The organism is Mucilaginibacter sp. GW821-FHT07G05, from assembly GCF_059418565.1.
The window spans coordinates 183,572-201,998 of record NZ_JBWKQC010000007.1; the positions used below are offsets into that span (position 1 = coordinate 183,572).

An 18,427-nucleotide genomic window follows, 5' to 3' on the forward strand; every position below is an offset into this window, starting at 1 on the left:
CATTAAAAGCTATCACGCCAAATTTCATGTTACAAAGCTAACATAAGGGCTTAAATTGCAACGAAGATTAAAGTTAAAAAGTGTTAAACTGAAAGTAGATGATACCTGCCAGCAGTAACAAATAAAGGCTTTCGTAAAACCACTTACTGGTGGTATACAAAAAATAATACGCGAAAGTAATGGCAACCGGCACCACGCACAATAAAAAGTGATTCAGCTGAAACTGCCTCTTTACATAAAAAGACAGGCCTGCTATGATAAACATTATCAGCAATAGCTGAAACGCTTTACGGATGTGCACATAGCTTTTAAAGAAACCCTGCTGCAGCTTAAATACGCTTAATACCAGTATAAATACCACCGGCGCAAGCAATACATACGTATAATTATTAATGCTGATGTGGTTAGGGAACTGCGTACCCAGCGGCAGCCATATTTTATAAAAAGTATGAAATCTGTCGTTAAGGTAATACAGCACGGCCAAAAAGAAGAAGATGGTTGCATAGCCTAAAATAACGGCTATCCACTCGCGCCAGTTAAACGGACGAAAAATGATGAGCGCTATCCATACCGCCAAAAACATGTAGATAAAAGGCAGGTAGATCAGCGAACCGATAGCCACGATCATCCCCAGATCATAGCCCGACGATTTTATATCGTCGCCTTTGTACAGGCTGAACAGCTTATACAGCATCCATATCACCAAAAAATTACAGATGAGCGGCGCGCTTAATATTAAAAAGGGTGTAAACAGGGCCGATATGGTAACATACATTAACGCGGGTAAAAAACTGGGCTTACCCAACAGGTTAAACTGGTTAACCAGCTTATTAAGCAGCAACGCCTGGGCGAAAACCAATGCCCCGGCCAGCAATACATTTAAGAAAGGCGTGAGCGCGTACTCGTACGATACCGGCACCAGCAAACGGGCGAATGATTCTACAAAAACAAACTCCAGCTTATCGGGCGCGCCAATGATGTAGCCTATGCGCAACGCGATAACCAATACGGCCAGCCATAGTATATTTAAGGGATTGTAGGACCTGAAAAGATTGATCATTTATCGCCGGGGTTTTGCAACCGCAATATTAACGAAAAAGCAGTTAGGTTAAAATTGCTTGTGGCTTCGCATACTGCTTTATCATGTTATCCACTATCTGCGCGGTTTCGTCGGGAAAGTTAACCCTGATCTGTTTAGTATCGTTCACCCATTTTTCGGCATGCTGCACAAACCTGTCGTCGATAGTGTTTACTACCGGTACACCCAGTTTTGATGCCGCCAGGGCATTGCACTGCTGCTCGAACTGCCCGCGCATGGGTATCATCATCACCTTTTTTTGCAGAAACAGCGCCTCAGCAGGGCCTTCGAAGCCGCCGCCGGTAAGCAGGCCTTCGCTGCTGGCCAGGCTGGTGTTAAAGGCCTCATTGTTTACCGGGAAAATTTGCACGTTGCCTTCGCGGTAAGGCGTTTTTTGCCTTTTAGAAAAGATATGCCACTCCACATCTACCTTACTTAAATATTTAAGCAGCGTTTTATCATTATAAGCAGGCAGGTATACCGAGTAATGGCCTTTGTTGGAGGTTTCGGTATTGCGGATGTCGCTGCGGATAACGGGGGTATGGATGAAATCGTCATACCTGTCAAAATGGAACCCGATATGGTGCGTAGTAGGCGAATAATATTTGAACAGCCATTCGGCATAGTTCCACTTGGGTGGCCGTGGCGTATTGGGTGATTTAAATGAGCACTGGTGACTTAACGATACCGAGGGCACTTTTTGCAATTTGCAGGCCCATGCGCTTACCGGTTCAAAATCGTTAATTACTATATCGTATTGCTTTAGCGGCAGGTGATTAATATCGTGCCACAACTGGCGCAAATTCATGGTTTTGTAGGTGGCCCATTTATCTACGCCCCCATTTTTCCCAAAAATAAAACTGAACCCATGAAAACGGTACTTAAGCGGCTGCGAAAGACTTACTTCGGCTTCGGTGCCGCTCACCAGCAGGTCTACCTCGCCGTATTGCTGCAGCAGTGGTACAATTTCGCGTGCGCGGCTGATATGCCCGTTACCTGTTCCCTGTATGGCAAAAAGTATTTTCATAGATTGTAAATGCGGTACAAGTTAACAAAGATAACAGCAATTAGTGCGATTCCTGCCTGAACCTTTCCAGTAAGGTCTTTACATCCAACTTGGCGTCCAGATCTTCTGCATCGGTTTTATCATCATCTTCGGCCTCGTTTTCGGCTCCAAATTGCTCAGGGTGATATTTATACACCGTCCAGGTTTTGTTATGGTATTCGAGCGCGGTAAGGCTCTCCACCCAATCGCCCGAGTTTAGGTACAGTACCGAGCCGCTGCCATCAGTAGCATGCACTTCCCTGATCTCGGCATGGTGAATATGGCCGCATATTACGTAATCGTATTGCTTATCAACGGCAAGGTCGGCAGCGGTTTGCTCAAAGTGATTGATAAACTTTACCGCGTCCTTAAATTTGGCCTTTATTTTTTGCGAAAAACTCATTTTTTGCCTGCCCATAGCGGTAAGCAGCCAGTTGGTAAAGCTGTTTAAAATAATCAAGGTATCGTACCCTACCGCGCCCAGTTTGGCCAGCCATTTGGAGTGCTGCATGGTAACATCAAATACGTCGCCATGAAATATCCAGGCTTTTTTGCCGTCAATATTTAATACTACTTTATTAAGGAGCTGAAAGGTACCCAAATCAAAATCGGTGAATTTGCGCAGCATTTCATCGTGGTTACCGGTAAGGTAATACACGGGGATACCTTCGGTAATAAACTTCATGATGCGGCGCACTACCTTCATGTGCGTTTCGGGCCAGTATGATTTACTGAACTGCCATATATCGATAATGTCGCCGTTCAATACCAGCATTTTGGGTTTAATGCTTTTGAGGTATTTAAGCAGTTCTTTTGCGTGGCAACCGTAGGTTCCTAAATGGACGTCGGATATTACAACTATGTCAACTTCGCGTTTTGCCATTAATGTTTAGCAAATGTTTCTTTATCCCGGGCTAATGCGGCAGGTTATTTAATTTTATTAAGAAAGTACAGGCGTGGAAAGAGCAGATCACTCGTTATCTTCTTCCTCGTCAACCTTCAGTTCGTACGGACTCAAATAGAACAGGCCGGTTAATCCCAGCAGTGCTATCACTATCAAATAACCAAACTCAAAATTCATCTTTCCGGGTTTTTACAAATATCAGCAAATCAACATTATCTGATTGTTAAGACTTCGTTAAAGGTTGAAAGTTAAACGCCAATTAATATTTTTATTTTTCCACAAAGAGCCCATAATGTTTATAACCATGACGCGTTTTGGTTTAAATACGCTTTTTGCGCTATATTGCACGTTATAAACCTGTTATAAAACACCAAATGAAAACATCCGCCTGTCGCAAAAGTCACTTGTTGCTTACCCTTATCTTTTTAATATTAGGCAATACTATTAGCCACGCCCAGCAAAAAGCCGGGATAAAATTTGTGCATAGCCTAAGCTGGGCGCAAATAAAAGCCAAGGCTAAAAAAGAGCGCAAGTATATTTTTGTGGATGGTTATACCACCTGGTGCGGCCCCTGCAAAATGATGGCGCAGGATATTTTTCCGCAGCAAAAAGTTGGCGACTTTTTTAATCAGCACTTTATTAACGTAAGCGTACAGTTCGATGTAAGTAAAACCGACAATGCCGAAACCAGGAAGTGGTATAAGGATGCCAAATACCTCGAAAATACTTATAAAGTAAACTCGTACCCTACCTTCCTGTACTTTAACCCCGATGGTGAGCTGGTGCATACCATATCGGGCGGTACCACTAATCCCGATGAGTTCATCAGCAAATCGAAAGCTGCGCTCGATCCTAAACTGCAACTCATCTCCCTTAAAAAACAATTTGATAAGGGTAAAAGAGATACCGCTTTTTTATCAACCTACATCAGCGCGGCACAGCAGGCTAATAACGATACCCTTGCCATAAAAGGCATAAATGCTTACCTCGGTACAAATCCCGATCTGCTTGCACCAAAAAGCATAGGCTTTATCGTTATCGCCACTAAAACCTCGACAGACCCGGGTTTTAAAACATTGTTGAACAATGCTAAAGAAGTTGATGCTGTAGCCGGCAAAGGTAAATCGGCAGAAATACTGAATGACATTGTATTTGAAGAAGAGGTACTGCCATTTTTACGAACCGATGGTAAAATCACCCGGTATCCGGGAGGTATGATAACAATTTCGGGCGATGTAATAAAAGAGGTAGCCTGGGACAAGGTGAAAGAAAAACTCGACCAAAAATATCCGGGTATAAGTGACCAAATCATTATGGCAGCCAGGCCTTCACATTATGAATGGTTAGCCGACTGGCCAAAATATACCGAAGCGGTAACCGCCTATATAGCCAAATACGGCAGCAACATCAGCGATGATAAATTAAGCGGATATGCCTGGCAGGTATTTTCTAATACAGATGATAAACAAAACCTTACCACTGCTGCCGGATGGATAAAACCCGCGGCTACAGATGCCGGTCTTAACAATTTGAACAGTGTGTATACCTACGCCAACCTGCTATACAAGGCAGGCCAAAAAGAACAGGCCATTACTTACTTGCAGGATGTAATGAGCAAATCTCCGGAGAAAGGCAAAAACTTCAGCGGACTGTTAACCAAAATAAAAAACAACGAACAAACCTGGCAATAAACCGCTACAGCAGTTGCATCAACTCTTTCAACTGCGTGATCTGCTGTGGTACGTCGGCAGGCTTTTCGGCATTGTGGGGGTTAAAGTAAATGGCATCCATACCGTAGTTTAGCGCTCCGCGGATGTCGGCCTCCACACTATCGCCAATCATCAGGCAGCAATCTTTGGTGCAGTCGGCCAATGCCACCGCGTGTTCAAAAATGGCTTTATCGGGTTTGTTCACCCCTACCACTTCAGATATAATGATGTTTTTAAAATAGCCCGCAATGTTGGTTCCGGCGGTTTTCAACTCGGTAGATTCTTTAAACCCGTTGGTGATCAAATGCAGCGTATACTTGCCTTGCAGGTATTGCAGGGTTTCGTGCGCGTGCGGAAACAGGTTGGTTTTAGTTGGGCATAGCTGCACGTACTCGTCCTCAAAAGTGAGCGGCATCACGTCGGGATGCAGCCCAAGATCAAGAAAGGTTTTTTTGAAGCGGGTTTCGCGCAATGCCTGTTTACTGATTTTGCCAACATGGTAATCGGCCCAAAGCTGGTGGTTGTTGCGGGTATAGGTTTCAATGAATACATCGGCAGATGGCAAGCCGATATCGTTAAGGCGATGAGCGATATACAGTTCGTGCAGGGTTTCCTCGGCGTTCTTATCAAAATCCCAGATGGTGTGGTCAAGATCGAAAAATATATGCTGGTATTTGGTACTCATTGCGCTGCTTATTATGTTTCAAAAAGGTAATACAGCACAAAGTTAGGCTTTGACCGATAAATAGTTTCATCTTAAAAACATAAATCACCAATTGAGCGTTCCAAATGCTGCGTTGTATTAAAACACTTCTCTTTTTGCTATTATTTTTGGTAATTTTGTTATAGATGGATTTTAAACTTACCTCTGAATATAAACCTACCGGCGACCAGCCCGAAGCCATTAGGCAACTGGTTGAAGGTGTAAACGGCGGCGAACCTTTTCAAACCCTGCTGGGTGTTACCGGCTCGGGGAAAACGTTCACCATGGCCAATGTGATAGCACAAACGCAAAAGCCAACGCTGATACTAAGTCACAATAAAACACTTGCCGCGCAGCTGTACGGCGAATTCAAGCAGTTCTTCCCCGAAAACGCGGTGAACTACTTTGTATCGTATTACGATTATTACCAGCCCGAGGCCTTTATACCTACCACCAATACTTATATTGAAAAGGATTTACAGATAAACGAAGAGATAGAAAAGCTCCGTTTGCGTACTACTTCGGCACTCATGTCGGGCCGCAGGGATGTGATCGTGGTGTCGTCTATTTCCTGCATTTACGGTATGGGTAACCCCGAGGATTTTGCCAAGTCGGTATTTAAGTTCGCGGTGGGTACCCGCATTAGCCGCAACGCTTTTTTACACCGTTTGGTAGAGATACTTTATGCACGCACCACGGCCGATTTTAAACGCGGCACCTTTCGTGTGAAAGGTGATGTGGTAGATATTTTCCCGGCTTATATGGATTTTGCTTACCGCATATCCTTTTTCGGCGATGATATTGAAGAATTAAGCACTTTCGATATCACCTCCGGCAAAACCATAGAAAAGATGACGCACATGGTGGTTTACCCGGCCAACCTTTACGTGGCCCCGCGCGAGCGCTTTCAGCAATCGGTATGGGCTATACAGGAAGAGCTGGAAACCCGTAAAAAGCAGTTCATCGGCGATGGGCGTTTCCTTGAAGCCAAGCGATTGGAGGAAAGGGTTAATTACGATTTGGAGATGATTCGCGAATTGGGTTACTGCTCGGGGATTGAAAATTATTCAAGATTTTTTGACGGCAGGGAACCGGGTATGCGCCCCTTCTGCCTGCTGGATTATTTTCCGGATGATTACCTGATGGTGATCGACGAAAGCCACGTAACCGTACCGCAGATCCGCGCTATGTATGGTGGTGACAGATCGCGGAAGATGTCGCTGGTTGATTATGGCTTCCGCCTGCCCGCGGCGTTGGATAACCGTCCGCTAAACTTCCAGGAGTTTGAGCGCCTGGCACCGCAAACAGTATATGTAAGCGCGACCCCTGCTGACTTTGAACTCGAAAAATCGGGTGGTGTGGTAGTGGAACAGGTGATTCGTCCGACAGGATTGCTCGACCCTGTGATCGACGTGCGCCCGGTAATAAATCAAGTGGATGACCTGCTCGACGAAGTAGACAAAACCATTAAAATGGGCGACCGTGTACTGGTAACCACCCTCACCAAACGGATGGCCGAAGAACTGGCCAAATACATGGATAAGCTGGGCATCAAATGCCGCTACATCCACTCGGAGGTAAAAACCCTGCAAAGGGTAGAGATTTTGCGGGGCCTGCGCCTTGGTGAATTTGACGTATTGATTGGGATCAACTTGTTAAGGGAAGGTCTGGATTTGCCCGAGGTATCCTTAGTAGCTATTTTGGATGCCGACAAGGAAGGCTTCTTAAGATCTGAACGTTCGCTGATCCAAACCATTGGCCGTGCCGCCCGTAACGATAGGGGCCGTGTAATTATGTACGCTGATAAAATTACCGATTCGATGCGTATTACGATGGACGAAACCAATCGCCGTCGTGAAAAGCAGATACAATACAACGAGCAACATGGCATAACGCCGCGTACAGTTGGCAAATCACGCGAAGCCATTATGGAGCAAACTTCGGTGGTTGATTTCCAGGGAGGGGTACAAAAGGCTTATGTAGAAAACGAAGTAGTAACATTGGCCGCCGACCCTATTGTACAATACATGACCAAAGGCGATCTCAAGAAATCTATCGACAACACCAAAAAAGATATGCTTGCCGCCGCCAAAAACATGGACTTCCTCCTCGCCGCCAAACTCCGCGACGAAATGTTCGCGTTAGAGAAAATGATGGAGGAGAAATTTTCTTAAGTTGTAAGTTGCGGGTTGTGAGTTGTAGGGCATTTTTGTTATAAGTTGTATGTTGCGAGTTGTATGTAAAAATTGCGCCTGGGCCACAACTTAGGGCTTACAACCTGCAACACACAACTTACAACCCATAACACACAACACAACAGACAAACAATTTATACGTTAATAACTTATATTTGTAGCTTTAATTTATTCAGATGATATTATTACGTTTTCTGCTTATATCGGTATTAGTGCTTTATATTGTGCGTCAGTTGGCACGTATATTTTTGCCTATGCTTTTTCAAAGTGTTATTAATAAAGCCACTCAGCAACAGCAGCGTAACCAAAATTACCAGCAGCCTAAACGCCCCGAAGGTACTGTTAAGGTTGATTATGTTCCGCAAAACACCAAAAACACCGTGCCTGATAACGAGGGCGAGTTTATTGATTACGAAGAAATTAAGTAGTAAATGCTGCCCGAACAAGTTTATAAACGCAGAAGGCGCCATGATAATACGCCCGATACCCTGCTGCTTATTATCACCAATTACATCGTATCGGTACTAAACATTCAGCTGTTTGGTATGTGTACCAACATAAACAGTTTTTTTTGGATAGTAACCGGAGGCCTGGGCCTGTACAACGTTTTTATGGTACGCAGGCACCGCGAAGAGTATAACCGCATCAATATTATCGTATACGTGTGCAGCGTTTTGGTGCTGGTGGGCATGTTCTTTTTATTCCGCACAAAGGCTACCCCCTGCTAAATCAAATCCTTTATAAACTTAATCATTCTATTCTCGTTCAAATTTCTATTTTTGGGAACGATATACCCATTTTTAAATTACTTTAATGAATAACTGGTTCAAACGTAATGGTGTACACTTTGTTGTAGCTGCCATTTTTTTAGTGATCTGCTTTTTTTACTTCACCCCGGCTTTTCAGGGTAAAACATTAGGGCAAAACGATGTTACCCGGGCACAATCAACCCAAAAAGAGATAAACGATTACAGAGCCAAAGACACCACCATCCTTTGGACCAACCAGATATTAGGCGGTATGCCGGCTTTCCAGATATGGGCACCATATACTGATAACGTAACCACACACGTGGTTTCTGCCCTAAAAACGGTATTCCCTAACCCGGTTGATACTGTTTTGCTGTTCCTCTTCGGTACATACCTGTTATTCTGCGTATTAAAACTTAATCCGTGGTTATCTGCCGCGGGCGCTGTAGCTTTTACATTTTCATCCTACAATATTATATTGCTCCTCGCTGGGCACGCTAACCAAGCCTTTGCTATCGCTTTGTTTGCACCTATTATCGCTGGTATCATTTTAACGTTGCGCGGTAAATACCTGTTAGGCGCATCAGTAACGGCATTCTTCCTGGCATTAGAGATAAGGGCTAACCACCTGCAAATGACCTATTACCTGATGCTCGCCATTTTGATATTGGTAGGTATTGAGGTTTATCATGCCGTTAAAACAAAAAATACCGCTTCCTTCTTAAAAAGCGTGGGTTATTTGGCTGCTGCTACCGTGCTGGCCTTATGCGTAAACGCTTCTATTTTATGGAGCACTTACGAGTACAGTAAAGAAACCATACGCGGTAAATCAAACCTTACCCATAGCAGCAACAACGAACCAAGCGCAGGACTACCAAGAGATTACGCTTATGAGTGGAGCCAGGGTGTGGCCGAGTGTTTCACCTTCCTGATCCCCGATATTTATGGTGGCAGCACACGCGGTTCAAACGATCCTAATTCGCATGTAATTAAAGCGTTGTTAGATCGTGGTGCCGATATTAACCAGGCGCAAAATATTTCACAGGGCGCGTTGCCATTATACTGGGGCGATAAACGCTTCACCGAAGGGCCGTTCTATTTCGGCGCTATCATCTGTTTCTTGTTTGTGGCAGGTTTACTGATTGTTAAGAACCGCTTAAAATGGTGGATATTGGGCACGGTTATTTTGACCATGCTGCTTTCGTTCGGCCGCAACTTCCCTTTCGTATCCGATCTGTTCTTTAATTACTTCCCGCTGTACAACAAGTTCCGCGCGGTTGAATCCATATTGGCAATGGCGCAATTAAGCTTTGCATTGCTTGGCTTACTGGCTATTCAGGAGATCATCACTAACCCTAATAAAGCAGACCTACTTAAAAAAACAAAGATCGCCCTGTACATTACAGGTGGCCTTAGCCTTTTATTCGCGGTATTGCCCGATGCATTCCTGTCGTTCAGAACGAGCAACCACCAGGAATTCACCCAGTTTTTAGGTAAACAATTAGGCGGCGATGCTACACTGGCAACTGATTTGGCCAACGCTTTAGTGAAAGACCGTATATCGATAGCCCGTGCAGATGCTATCCGCTCACTGATATTTGTATTGATCAGTTTCGGACTGGTGTGGGCATTCATCAAGCAAAAGATAAATGTTACTGTGCTATCGTTGGTATTTTTCGCGCTGATATTGGTGGATATGTGGCAGATTGACAAACGTTACCTTAACGATGGTGCGTTTGTTGAAAAACAAGTAGACAACAAACCAAAACCAAGGCTGATAGATCAACTGATAGCCCGCGATACAGACCCGGATTACCGCGTGATAGATCTGGGCCAAAACCTGTTGTCTGACTCATATACCCCGTACTTCCATAAAGCGGTAGGTGGTTATTCGGCAGCAAGGTTAAAACGTTACGACGAGTTGGTAGAAAACCAACTTACTCAATCTTTAAACCAGGATGTGCTGGATATGCTGAATACCAAATACATCATCACATACGACCCTAAAACACAGGAACCGGGCATGAAGAGCAACACCACCGCTTGCGGCCATGCATGGTTTGTAAAGAGCGTTAAGTTTGCCGATAATGCCGATCAGGAAATGCAGGCCATCAGCAGCTTTAGTCCGAAAGATGAAGCCATTGTTGACAAAAGCTTTAAAGATCAGGTAAAAGATAAAAACCTGGCTACCGATCCGGCTGCTTCTATTAAATTGGTAAGCTATAACCCCGATCACATGGTGTACGAAAGCGGTTCAACATCCGACCAAATAGCAGTATTCTCTGAAGTTTACTACGACAAAGGCTGGAAAATGCTGATAGATGGAGTAGAGCAACCCTACTTCCGTGCCGATTACCTGCTGCGTGCCGCGCAGATACCATTGGGTAACCACAAAATCGAGTTCATTTTCCACCCTACCTCTTACTACACGGGCGAAGTGATCTCGTTAATAGGTTCTATTATATTGATACTGGCCTTAATTGGTGCCTTATATCTTGAAAACAAAAAGAAAAGCGGTGAGTTAAAAACTGCTTAAATTAAATATCATTTTTAATGAGAAGGGCGATGAGTTAAGTACTTATCGCCCTTTTTGTTTAATTGAAAAACTTGTCATTGCGAGGAACGAAGCAATCTCGTCGCGTTTTTTCTGCTTCCTATATAAACCATCGTCATTGCGAGGAACGAAGCAATCTCTACTTAGGTTTTGCTTGTGCTGTGATTAACGTTAGTCTGCTCTTGGCCGCAGTGCCCCATTACTTTTGTCGCCACAAAAGTAACAGACTGAGCGAAGCGATCTCATGAGCACCTATAAAAAACAAACAAACAGCGAATAACGGCTTGTCCAGCAATAGGCTTCTTTGCCGCACGAGGCCCCACCCTGCAAACCGTGCAGAACTTAGGGCTGGAACTTTTGTCCTATGCTTCGCCGCCCATTCCATCCCACATGCAACAAGTTCCTATGCCCGCCTTTGCGCTCATGGCCACCAAAGTTCTGCCCGCTTTCGCCCGAAGCTGTTTGCTGACGGAAAGAGCAAATATGTACGGGTGCCCGCAAACGATTTACACGCCCCCTCGAACCCGGAACCTGAAACCTCCTCATACTAATCATTAGTCCGCCTGTTCAGCAGCCAGTACCATCCTAAATTGAAGGCGATCACTACATGGTTTAGTACCGTTGGGATCAGTCCGTAGTGCTTCTTCATAATATCGAAACGCTCTACCAGGCTTTGGCGATGTTTCTTTTTCGACATGCCGCCTACCAGGTATTTGGCTACATATTGCTTAACGTTTACTACTTTCTTCGCTTTTTTGGCGGCTCGTAATATCCAGTCGATATCCGAGCTTAGCTGGTATTGCATATCGTAGGGCTCCAGCAGGTTTCTTTTAATATAGATAGCCTGATGGCTGATGTTCATGCCGTATTTAAAGCTTCGAAAGGTGAATTGCTCCGGTGCTTTATGCCTGCGCCTACCAAGGCTTTGGCCTTCATCATTGATCATTTCGGTTTCGCCGTAATAAATATCGGCATCAGGTTCGCTTGCAAAAATGTGGGCCACGGTTTCGGAAGCGTATATCTCGTCGCCGGAGTTCATGAACAGCACATAATCACCAGTGGCTGCGGCAAGGCCTTTATTCATGGCATCGTAAATGCCCTTATCCTTTTCGCTGATGAGTTTGGCTATGCGATTTTCGTATTGCTTAATAGTTTCTAAAGTACCATCGGTGGATGCTCCGTCAACTACGATATACTCTATATTGGTATAGCTTTGGTTCAATACCGACAGCATAGTACGCTCAATATCGCGGGCGTTATTGTACACTATGGTAATAACCGATAATACAGGATTAAACGCTGCCATTACTCAAAATTGATTGGTATACTTCTATATATTTAGCCGCCACTATTTCGTTGGTAAAATTGTCCATCACCTTTTGGCGTGCAGCCACTGCCATAGCATCGGCCCTGCCCGAAAACAATACCTCGTTTAGCCCGGCCGCCAGGTCGGTAGCCGATTTGTATTGCGCCAAGTAGCCGTTTTGCTGATGATCTATCATATCAGGTATACCTCCCGTATTAAAAGCTACCACGGGCGTTGCGCAGGCTAACGCTTCCATCACCATATTGGGCAGGTTATCTTCTACCGTAGGTGATACAAATACATCGGCAAGGCTATACACTTCGGCCAGTTCAGCCTGCGAACTGATGAGGCTCAGCTCATGTACCTTAAATGGCAAGGTGCTGCTATCAAAATGCTTGTTTTTGCCAAACATTACTACCTCTGCGTTAGCCGCGTCGGGGTAATTATTTTTAAGGTAATGCAAGGCCTCTACCAAATAGGTAAGCCCCTTGCGCCTGTCGTTAATGTTGGCAGCACCGAACAGGATGACCTTCGCGTTAGCATTAATACCTCGTTTTTGCCTTGCCGCGCTTTTATCTTTGGGCGAAAATATCGCCGTATCAATAGGGTTTGGAATAGCCACAATGCGGTGCCTGCCCAGCAGTTTACTGGTACGGGCAACATCGGCCAGCCAGTTGCTGCAAGTTACAATCACCAGGTTTTTGGCTTCACCTATCATATCGGCTTTCTTTACCCAGCCCCTGTGCGACAGGTCGTTCGGGTTCGGACTGCGCAGCATCCAGCACTTACCGCATTCGCCGGTGTAATGATCACATTCTCCCGGATAATGACAGCCTCCGGTGAAAGCCCACATATCGTGCAGCGTCCACACTACTGGTTTATTTAGAGCAAAAAGTTGCTTTAAGTTTTGGGTGGATAGATAGCCCGAATTAGCCCAATGCAGGTGTACCACGTCGGCCGTGGTAATACCCTCTTGTTTATGAATGGCCGTGCCGGAATTGGCAGGCGAAAACGCGAACCTAACCCATTTATCCTTCTCCTGAAAGAACATGAAGGGCAACCTTTCGCTGAAAAAATCTATCTTGCTTTTAAGCGGCGATACCGTGGAGGTTACTCGTGGTTCGGCAGTTGTTTTTTGCTGTACCAGCATCTTTACATCGATATACCTCAACTCCAGTGCCTTTAGCAGGCGCATACAAGCTGCGGCCGCCCCACCTCCGGCATCGGATGTATTGATCAATGTAACTTTCATGCAGTATGCGTATTATTGCCACAAGTATACTCATACTAAAATAAAAGCAGGGCAAATTATTATGACGAAAAATTTTACTTTTGATGAACTGCTATCAACATAAAACACATAGATGAACGTATTTGCTTACTTATTTCAGGATTGGAAAGCCAACCGGAAAAACATAAAAGGGCAAATGGTATTGTTTATGTTCAGGCTGGTACAGGTCATCAACCGATGGATGCTGCTGAAGGTGATATTTTTTCTATACCTTATGTTTTACCGCTTTTTTGTGGAATGGGTTTTAGGAATTGAACTTCCGCGCAAACTAACGGCCGGTAAAAACCTTATTATATACCATGGGCAGGCGCTGGTGGTAAATCAGGGCGTTGTACTGGGCGATAATTGCGTGCTGCGCAATTCGGTAACTATTGGCCATAAAAAACTGGCCGACGGTACTTTTACCGGTTGTCCGCGTATTGGTAATAATGTAGATATTGGCGCCAATGTGTGTATTATTGGCGATGTGGTAATTGGTGACAACGTGATAATTGGCGCGGGGGCTGTGGTAATAAAGGATATACCGGCCAACAGTGTTGCTGTAGGTAACCCCGCCCGTGTACTTGAAAATAAAACTACGGATGCTGGCATCCTGTAAAAACAGAGGCTTTATAATTAATGGATAATAACTTAACCGACCGTTCATTCTGGAAATCATTTTGGGAAGCTAAAACAGGCCTCATCTTCCCTATTAAAGCCGATTATGTTTTCGGCGATATACTGGGCAAGCTGATTGCCGAAAAGAAGATTAAAACGGCTATTGAACTGGGCGGTTTCCCTGGTTATTACGCCATTTACCTCAAAAAATACCAAAAGCTGGATACCACCCTTTTTGATTACTACATTCACAAGGACATCATCAAAAAGCTATTGGAACTTAACGGGCTTAAAGAGGACGACATTACCATTATTGAAGCCGATCTTTTCGCTTATACTCCCGAAAAGCAATACGACCTGGTAAGTTCGTTCGGGTTGATTGAGCACTTTAACGATACCAAAGCCATTATTGAAACGCACCTGCAATTCCTGAAACCGGGGGGTACGTTGTTTATCACCCTGCCTAACTTTACAGGTGTTAACGGTTGGGTACAACGCAAGTTCGACCGCGAAAATTACGACAAGCACAACATTAGCAGCATGAACTTGCAATTACTTGCCGATAGCTGCCGCCAGTTAGGTTTAAATGAAGTGGAATGCTATTACTCGGGCAAATTCTCTACATGGCTGGAAAACAAAGCCCACCAAAGCAGCCTCACCAAAGCCTTTGTAAAAGCGATATGGCTGGCCGGGAAAGTATTTACCAAGATAGTACCGGTAGAAAGCAAGGCATTATCGCCTTATATTGTATTGAAAGCGACTAAATAATCTGCTTTTATTGGCGTACGGCCGGAGGCCGTGGAATAGTTGCCACTCGCCCGGAGGCGGAGCGGCTGAACTATAGATTCTTCGCTCCGCTCAGAAATGACATTTTTTCACCCAAACCTCGATCCCGAAACCCCGAACCTCAACTCACTCAACCTTTATTAACATTCCCGGTACGCTTTAAAGTGCCCCAGCCGCTTAGTTCACCTTTAAGGGCTTTGCGGATAGATTTGAAGAGTACGTAATACATGAGCTGTCGCCAAATGAAACGTTGGGGAATGATATAGATGAGCTTCTTATAACTCTCCTTTTCCATACGGAAAGCCACCATGGCCACCAGGAAATCGATCAATACGAAAGCCAGGTAATAGATCAGCAGTCTTTCCGGTTTCGGCCCGAATAAGCCGAGGATCATCATCAGATCGGCTATTGGAGAAAACAACGGCAGTATGATCTGGAAGATCAGGATGTTAGGCATCCCCACCATGCCGAAGTAGCGGTATTTTTTATTGAACAACGCGTCGCGGTTTTTCCAAAAGCTTTGAATTACCCCGAAGCTCCAGCGGAAACGTTGCTTCAGCAGCATATTGATGGTTTCGGGCGCTTCGGTATAGGCAAGCGCTTCGCCGCAGTTGCGTACCACGTAACCTTGTTTCAGGATGCGCATGGTAAGGTCGCAATCTTCGGCCAATGTATCGTAAGTAAACCCACCAGCCTTGCTGATGGCCGATTTGCGGAACGCGCCGATAGCGCCCGGCACTACGGTAATACTGTTGATAAGATCGAACGCGCGACGATCCATATTTTGAGCGGTAATATACTCTATCGACTGCCAGCGGGTAATGATATTGGTTTCGTTACCCACCTTAACGGTACCTGCTACCGCGCCAATTTCTTCATCGGTAAAGTAGCTGAGCATGTGGTAAATGGCATCGCTTTTCAGCTGGGTATCGGCATCAATACAAACTACAAACTCACTTTCGGTAATACCGATGCCGTAATTTAATGCTGATGCCTTGCCGCCATTGGGCTTGGTATATACCTTAACCAGTGGATGGTTGGCGTACGCTGTGCTGATCACCTCGTAAGTCCTGTCTTTCGAACCATCGTCCACAAAAATAATATCGAAATCGGGGTAGTCGGTTTTCAGCAGGCTTTCAATGGTCGATATTGCGGTTACCTCTTCGTTATAAGCAGGTACAATGATGCTCACATGTGGCAGATCGGCATCGCTGATGCGCTTTTCGGTCTTTTTATGTTCATAATACTGGCGGATAGCCAGTATGCCGATCAATAATATGCGGCCTATCGCTAAAAATATAGCGGTTATAAAAATGTAGAATAAAAACCAGTTGCCATAAAAATAGCCGTTGATAAAGGCATCATACAGCGGCCCGGTAATGCCAGTGTTTACATCATCCTGTATAACAGGCATCAACTCGTCTTTGCTTTTGTGCAGCACATCGGCAATGGTGGTAAACTGGTAACCCTGGCTTTTAAAGTATTTAATAATGCGCGGCAAGGCCTTTACCGTTTCCTCGCGGGTATCGCCGCCGGCATCGTGCAGCAATATCATCGATCCCTTATCATGATCGCGGATGGCGCGGGCCACAATACTGTCGGCTGTTACGCCGGGCTGCCAGTCCCAGGGATCAATTGATTCGCCAATGTTGATATAGCTTTGCTTGCGGCTTTCTGCCACCGGGATAACCTCGGCAATGGTTTGCGGTTCGGCATCGGCATTAAAAGGCGGCCTGAACAGGATAGTGCTTCGCCCGGTTACCGATTCTATCAGCTTGCGGGTGGCGTTCAGTTCGAGGTTTACACGCTGCGGACTAACCGTAGATATATCCGGGTGGAAAAAGGTATGGTTCCCTATTTCGTAACCCTCATCGTAAATGCGTTTCAGCAGCGGGATATTCTTCTCGGCCATTGAGCCCACCACAAAGAAAGCGGCAGGTACATTTTCGCGTTTTAGTATATCGAGGATGCGTGGCGTATAATCAGGATCGGGGCCATCATCAAACGTTAAAACTACTTTGCCTTTGGCGTAACCATAGCGCCTGATCACGTATTTGGTAGGCAGTTCAATGTAATTCTGATTAGTGATCACATAAGCGGTGGTATCCAGTTTCACGGCTATTTTACCAGGATTAGGGGTAGTGATCAAATCCAGCACCTCGCCATCGCCGGTATAATCTATTTTGTTATTCAACCCTACGGTGGCCAGCATGCGCGTATCTATACCTGTTTTGCGCAGCGAATCAATGGTGAGATCTTTTTGGATGAAAGTCCACAAGCGGGGATCTTCAAAACTTAAACGCCACAAGGCCACACCGGCTGTGCCCCAATCATCCGCGAGGCGCATAATATTGAAGTTGGTGGCGGCATCGGTAAAATAAACAGTGTGCTGCAAGCTATCGGTACCGTAATATTTAAAATGCAGGTTAGCCGAAGCAGGGTCGAAAAGAATTTTGCTATCCTTCTCCTTAGCGGTACTTATGGCCTGCTGGTAGCTCATCGGCGCGCCAACGCTATTGGCAGGCCAGTCGAAACCACCGCCTGCAATGGCCAAAATCACTTTTTCGCTGGGTATTTTGGCACAAACCTTATCCAGTATTTCCTCCACCCATTCCTGGTGCGATATATCACCGGCATTACTGGCTTCGTTGTGCTGGTTAATGGCCATCACAAACAGGTAATCGTTAAAATGCTGTAGCTGCTGTACGTTGTATTCGTCGTCGTTGGCAATTACGTTTTGCGTTACCAAAAAGCCCTGCGCGTGTAATGTGGTATAAAGTTCTTTTTCAAAGTTGACGAAGTCTTTACCGTTACGATCGCCAATATCATACACATCAAGATTTAACCCTTTTAAGCGGTACTTTTTAAGCTGATAAATAATACTATTAATGAATTTAGCACGCAGACCGGCATTTTTAAAAACGCGTTGCAGCGTTTTGGTTTCAAACCCGCCGTTCTGGTTATCACTGTCAACATAGTTGGATAGCGTAACAATAATGGATTTCTTGTACCGTTTATTAAGGTTTATCAGCCCTGTATCGATCACCGTTTTTATGGTGTCGGCCTGTGGATTGATAAAGAAGCCCTCGCTCACAATCATGTCCAGCTTACCAATATTGGCGGCAAGGGCATCGTAAGCCTGTGGTTCCCAGGGGCGGTAAAAGGCGGCGTTAATACGGCGTTTGTTGTTAGGGTGTTTTAAAAGGCGTTCTTTACGGGCAAGCTGAAGCTGCTGTATCTGTACCTTCTGTATCTTAAAATCTTTGTATTTGGTTGATCTTTTTAGTTGTTCAAGCTCTTCTTTGGTGAGTTTTTTGGGCGAAGGATTTAAATTGGGAAGATGAGGATATTGCTTATCGTTAACGGTAACAACGGCAGCTATAAGTCCGCTGATAATAATTATCAAAATGGCACGACTCAGCCACTTGAAACGTTTCCATCTACCCGGGGTATCGGCCTGAAAAACCTGTTTGCCTGACGACATTTATTGAGATAAGAAAAAGTACTGAT

At 45.0% G+C, this 18,427-nt stretch carries 15 protein-coding genes; 7 read left to right on the forward strand and 8 right to left on the reverse strand.

All coding sequences use genetic code 11. The features are described 5' to 3' along the window. Positions 1-73: 73 nt before the first annotated feature. Genes AC07NA_RS18270 through AC07NA_RS18280 form a run of 3 tightly spaced genes read right to left on the reverse strand, consistent with a single transcriptional unit; the run spans position 74 to position 3,006 of the window. Positions 74-1,060, reverse strand: a complete 987-nt coding sequence (locus AC07NA_RS18270; RefSeq protein ID WP_345212600.1) for a DUF6427 family protein — start codon at positions 1,058-1,060, stop codon at positions 74-76. Positions 1,061-1,103: 43 nt separating this feature from the next. Then, positions 1,104-2,105: a glycosyltransferase family protein gene (locus AC07NA_RS18275; RefSeq protein WP_494899018.1), complete on the reverse strand. Its 1,002-nt coding sequence runs from the start codon at positions 2,103-2,105 to the stop codon at positions 1,104-1,106. 40 nt (positions 2,106-2,145) lie between these two features. Then, on the reverse strand, positions 2,146-3,006 hold the full coding sequence (locus AC07NA_RS18280) for a UDP-2,3-diacylglucosamine diphosphatase (RefSeq protein ID WP_494899019.1): 861 nt from the start codon (positions 3,004-3,006) through the stop codon (positions 2,146-2,148). A 395-nt stretch (positions 3,007-3,401) separates the two neighbouring features. Between AC07NA_RS18280 and AC07NA_RS18285 the strand changes: the two genes are divergently transcribed. Further along, positions 3,402-4,718, forward strand: a complete 1,317-nt coding sequence (locus AC07NA_RS18285) for a thioredoxin family protein (protein ID WP_494899020.1) — start codon at positions 3,402-3,404, stop codon at positions 4,716-4,718. Positions 4,719-4,722: 4 nt separating this feature from the next. On the opposite strand, the gene AC07NA_RS18290 is transcribed toward AC07NA_RS18285, so the two are convergent. Further along, on the reverse strand, positions 4,723-5,421 hold the full coding sequence (locus tag AC07NA_RS18290; protein WP_494899021.1) for a YjjG family noncanonical pyrimidine nucleotidase: 699 nt from the start codon (positions 5,419-5,421) through the stop codon (positions 4,723-4,725). Between the two features lie 164 nt (positions 5,422-5,585). On the opposite strand from AC07NA_RS18290, the gene uvrB reads away from it, so the two are divergent. The 4 genes from uvrB to AC07NA_RS18310 all read left to right on the forward strand — a co-directional run bounded on the left by uvrB (position 5,586) and on the right by AC07NA_RS18310 (position 10,919). Next, positions 5,586-7,613 (forward strand): excinuclease ABC subunit UvrB, encoded by a 2,028-nt coding sequence (gene uvrB, locus AC07NA_RS18295; protein ID WP_494899022.1) that lies wholly within the window; start codon positions 5,586-5,588, stop codon positions 7,611-7,613. 197 nt (positions 7,614-7,810) lie between these two features. Beyond that, positions 7,811-8,062, forward strand: a complete 252-nt coding sequence (locus tag AC07NA_RS18300; protein WP_345212606.1) for a DUF4834 family protein — start codon at positions 7,811-7,813, stop codon at positions 8,060-8,062. A gap of 3 nt (positions 8,063-8,065) precedes the next feature. Next, positions 8,066-8,362, forward strand: coding sequence for a hypothetical protein (locus AC07NA_RS18305; RefSeq protein WP_345212607.1), 297 nt, complete (start codon positions 8,066-8,068; stop codon positions 8,360-8,362). Positions 8,363-8,447: 85 nt separating this feature from the next. Beyond that, positions 8,448-10,919, forward strand: coding sequence for a YfhO family protein (locus tag AC07NA_RS18310; RefSeq protein WP_494899023.1), 2,472 nt, complete (start codon positions 8,448-8,450; stop codon positions 10,917-10,919). Between the two features lie 360 nt (positions 10,920-11,279). On the opposite strand, the gene AC07NA_RS18315 is transcribed toward AC07NA_RS18310, so the two are convergent. The 3 genes from AC07NA_RS18315 to AC07NA_RS18325 are packed head-to-tail and all read right to left on the reverse strand — an operon-like array spanning position 11,280 to position 13,495. Further along, the gene (locus AC07NA_RS18315) at positions 11,280-11,483 is read right to left on the reverse strand and encodes a hypothetical protein (RefSeq protein WP_494899024.1); all 204 of its coding nucleotides are present in this window, start codon (positions 11,481-11,483) and stop codon (positions 11,280-11,282) included. Position 11,484: 1 nt separating this feature from the next. Beyond that, positions 11,485-12,243 carry a glycosyltransferase family 2 protein gene (locus AC07NA_RS18320; protein ID WP_494899025.1) on the reverse strand — a complete coding sequence of 253 codons (759 nt, stop codon included), beginning with the start codon at positions 12,241-12,243 and terminating at the stop codon, positions 11,485-11,487. Further along, entirely contained in the window at positions 12,230-13,495 is a 1,266-nt protein-coding gene (locus AC07NA_RS18325) for a glycosyltransferase family 4 protein (protein WP_494899026.1), read from the reverse strand. Before AC07NA_RS18325 ends, AC07NA_RS18320 begins: the two co-directional genes overlap by 14 nt. 112 nt (positions 13,496-13,607) lie before the next feature. Here AC07NA_RS18325 and AC07NA_RS18330 point away from each other — a divergent pair, with 112 nt between their 5' ends. Beyond that, a complete protein-coding gene (locus tag AC07NA_RS18330; protein ID WP_494899027.1) occupies positions 13,608-14,132 on the forward strand; it encodes a serine acetyltransferase in 525 nt (174 codons plus the stop codon). 20 nt (positions 14,133-14,152) lie between these two features. Next, entirely contained in the window at positions 14,153-14,899 is a 747-nt protein-coding gene (locus tag AC07NA_RS18335; protein ID WP_494899028.1) for a class I SAM-dependent methyltransferase, read from the forward strand. A 148-nt stretch (positions 14,900-15,047) separates the two neighbouring features. Here AC07NA_RS18335 and AC07NA_RS18340 read toward each other — a convergent pair whose 3' ends face one another. Further along, on the reverse strand, positions 15,048-18,401 hold the full coding sequence (locus tag AC07NA_RS18340; RefSeq protein ID WP_494899029.1) for a trifunctional glycoside hydrolase family 18/polysaccharide deacetylase/glycosyltransferase family 2 protein: 3,354 nt from the start codon (positions 18,399-18,401) through the stop codon (positions 15,048-15,050). Between the last annotated feature and the right edge of the window lie 26 nt (positions 18,402-18,427).

What these genes read in the sequence shown, in the direction of transcription:
- AC07NA_RS18270 (WP_345212600.1), bottom strand. Translation starts at nt 1,060, where the DNA reads ATGATCAATCTTTTCAGGTCCTACAATCCCTTAAATATACTATGGCTG.
- AC07NA_RS18285 (WP_494899020.1), top strand. Translation starts at nt 3,402, where the DNA reads ATGAAAACATCCGCCTGTCGCAAAAGTCACTTGTTGCTTACCCTTATC.
- AC07NA_RS18310 (WP_494899023.1), top strand. Translation starts at nt 8,448, where the DNA reads ATGAATAACTGGTTCAAACGTAATGGTGTACACTTTGTTGTAGCTGCC.
- AC07NA_RS18335 (WP_494899028.1), top strand. Translation starts at nt 14,153, where the DNA reads ATGGATAATAACTTAACCGACCGTTCATTCTGGAAATCATTTTGGGAA.
- uvrB (WP_494899022.1), top strand. Translation starts at nt 5,586, where the DNA reads ATGGATTTTAAACTTACCTCTGAATATAAACCTACCGGCGACCAGCCC.
- AC07NA_RS18340 (WP_494899029.1), bottom strand. Translation starts at nt 18,401, where the DNA reads ATGTCGTCAGGCAAACAGGTTTTTCAGGCCGATACCCCGGGTAGATGG.
- AC07NA_RS18275 (WP_494899018.1), bottom strand. Translation starts at nt 2,105, where the DNA reads ATGAAAATACTTTTTGCCATACAGGGAACAGGTAACGGGCATATCAGC.
- AC07NA_RS18290 (WP_494899021.1), bottom strand. Translation starts at nt 5,421, where the DNA reads ATGAGTACCAAATACCAGCATATATTTTTCGATCTTGACCACACCATC.
- AC07NA_RS18330 (WP_494899027.1), top strand. Translation starts at nt 13,608, where the DNA reads ATGAACGTATTTGCTTACTTATTTCAGGATTGGAAAGCCAACCGGAAA.
- AC07NA_RS18325 (WP_494899026.1), bottom strand. Translation starts at nt 13,495, where the DNA reads ATGAAAGTTACATTGATCAATACATCCGATGCCGGAGGTGGGGCGGCC.
- AC07NA_RS18320 (WP_494899025.1), bottom strand. Translation starts at nt 12,243, where the DNA reads ATGGCAGCGTTTAATCCTGTATTATCGGTTATTACCATAGTGTACAAT.
- AC07NA_RS18300 (WP_345212606.1), top strand. Translation starts at nt 7,811, where the DNA reads ATGATATTATTACGTTTTCTGCTTATATCGGTATTAGTGCTTTATATT.
- AC07NA_RS18315 (WP_494899024.1), bottom strand. Translation starts at nt 11,483, where the DNA reads ATGAGGAGGTTTCAGGTTCCGGGTTCGAGGGGGCGTGTAAATCGTTTG.
- AC07NA_RS18280 (WP_494899019.1), bottom strand. Translation starts at nt 3,006, where the DNA reads ATGGCAAAACGCGAAGTTGACATAGTTGTAATATCCGACGTCCATTTA.
- AC07NA_RS18305 (WP_345212607.1), top strand. Translation starts at nt 8,066, where the DNA reads ATGCTGCCCGAACAAGTTTATAAACGCAGAAGGCGCCATGATAATACG.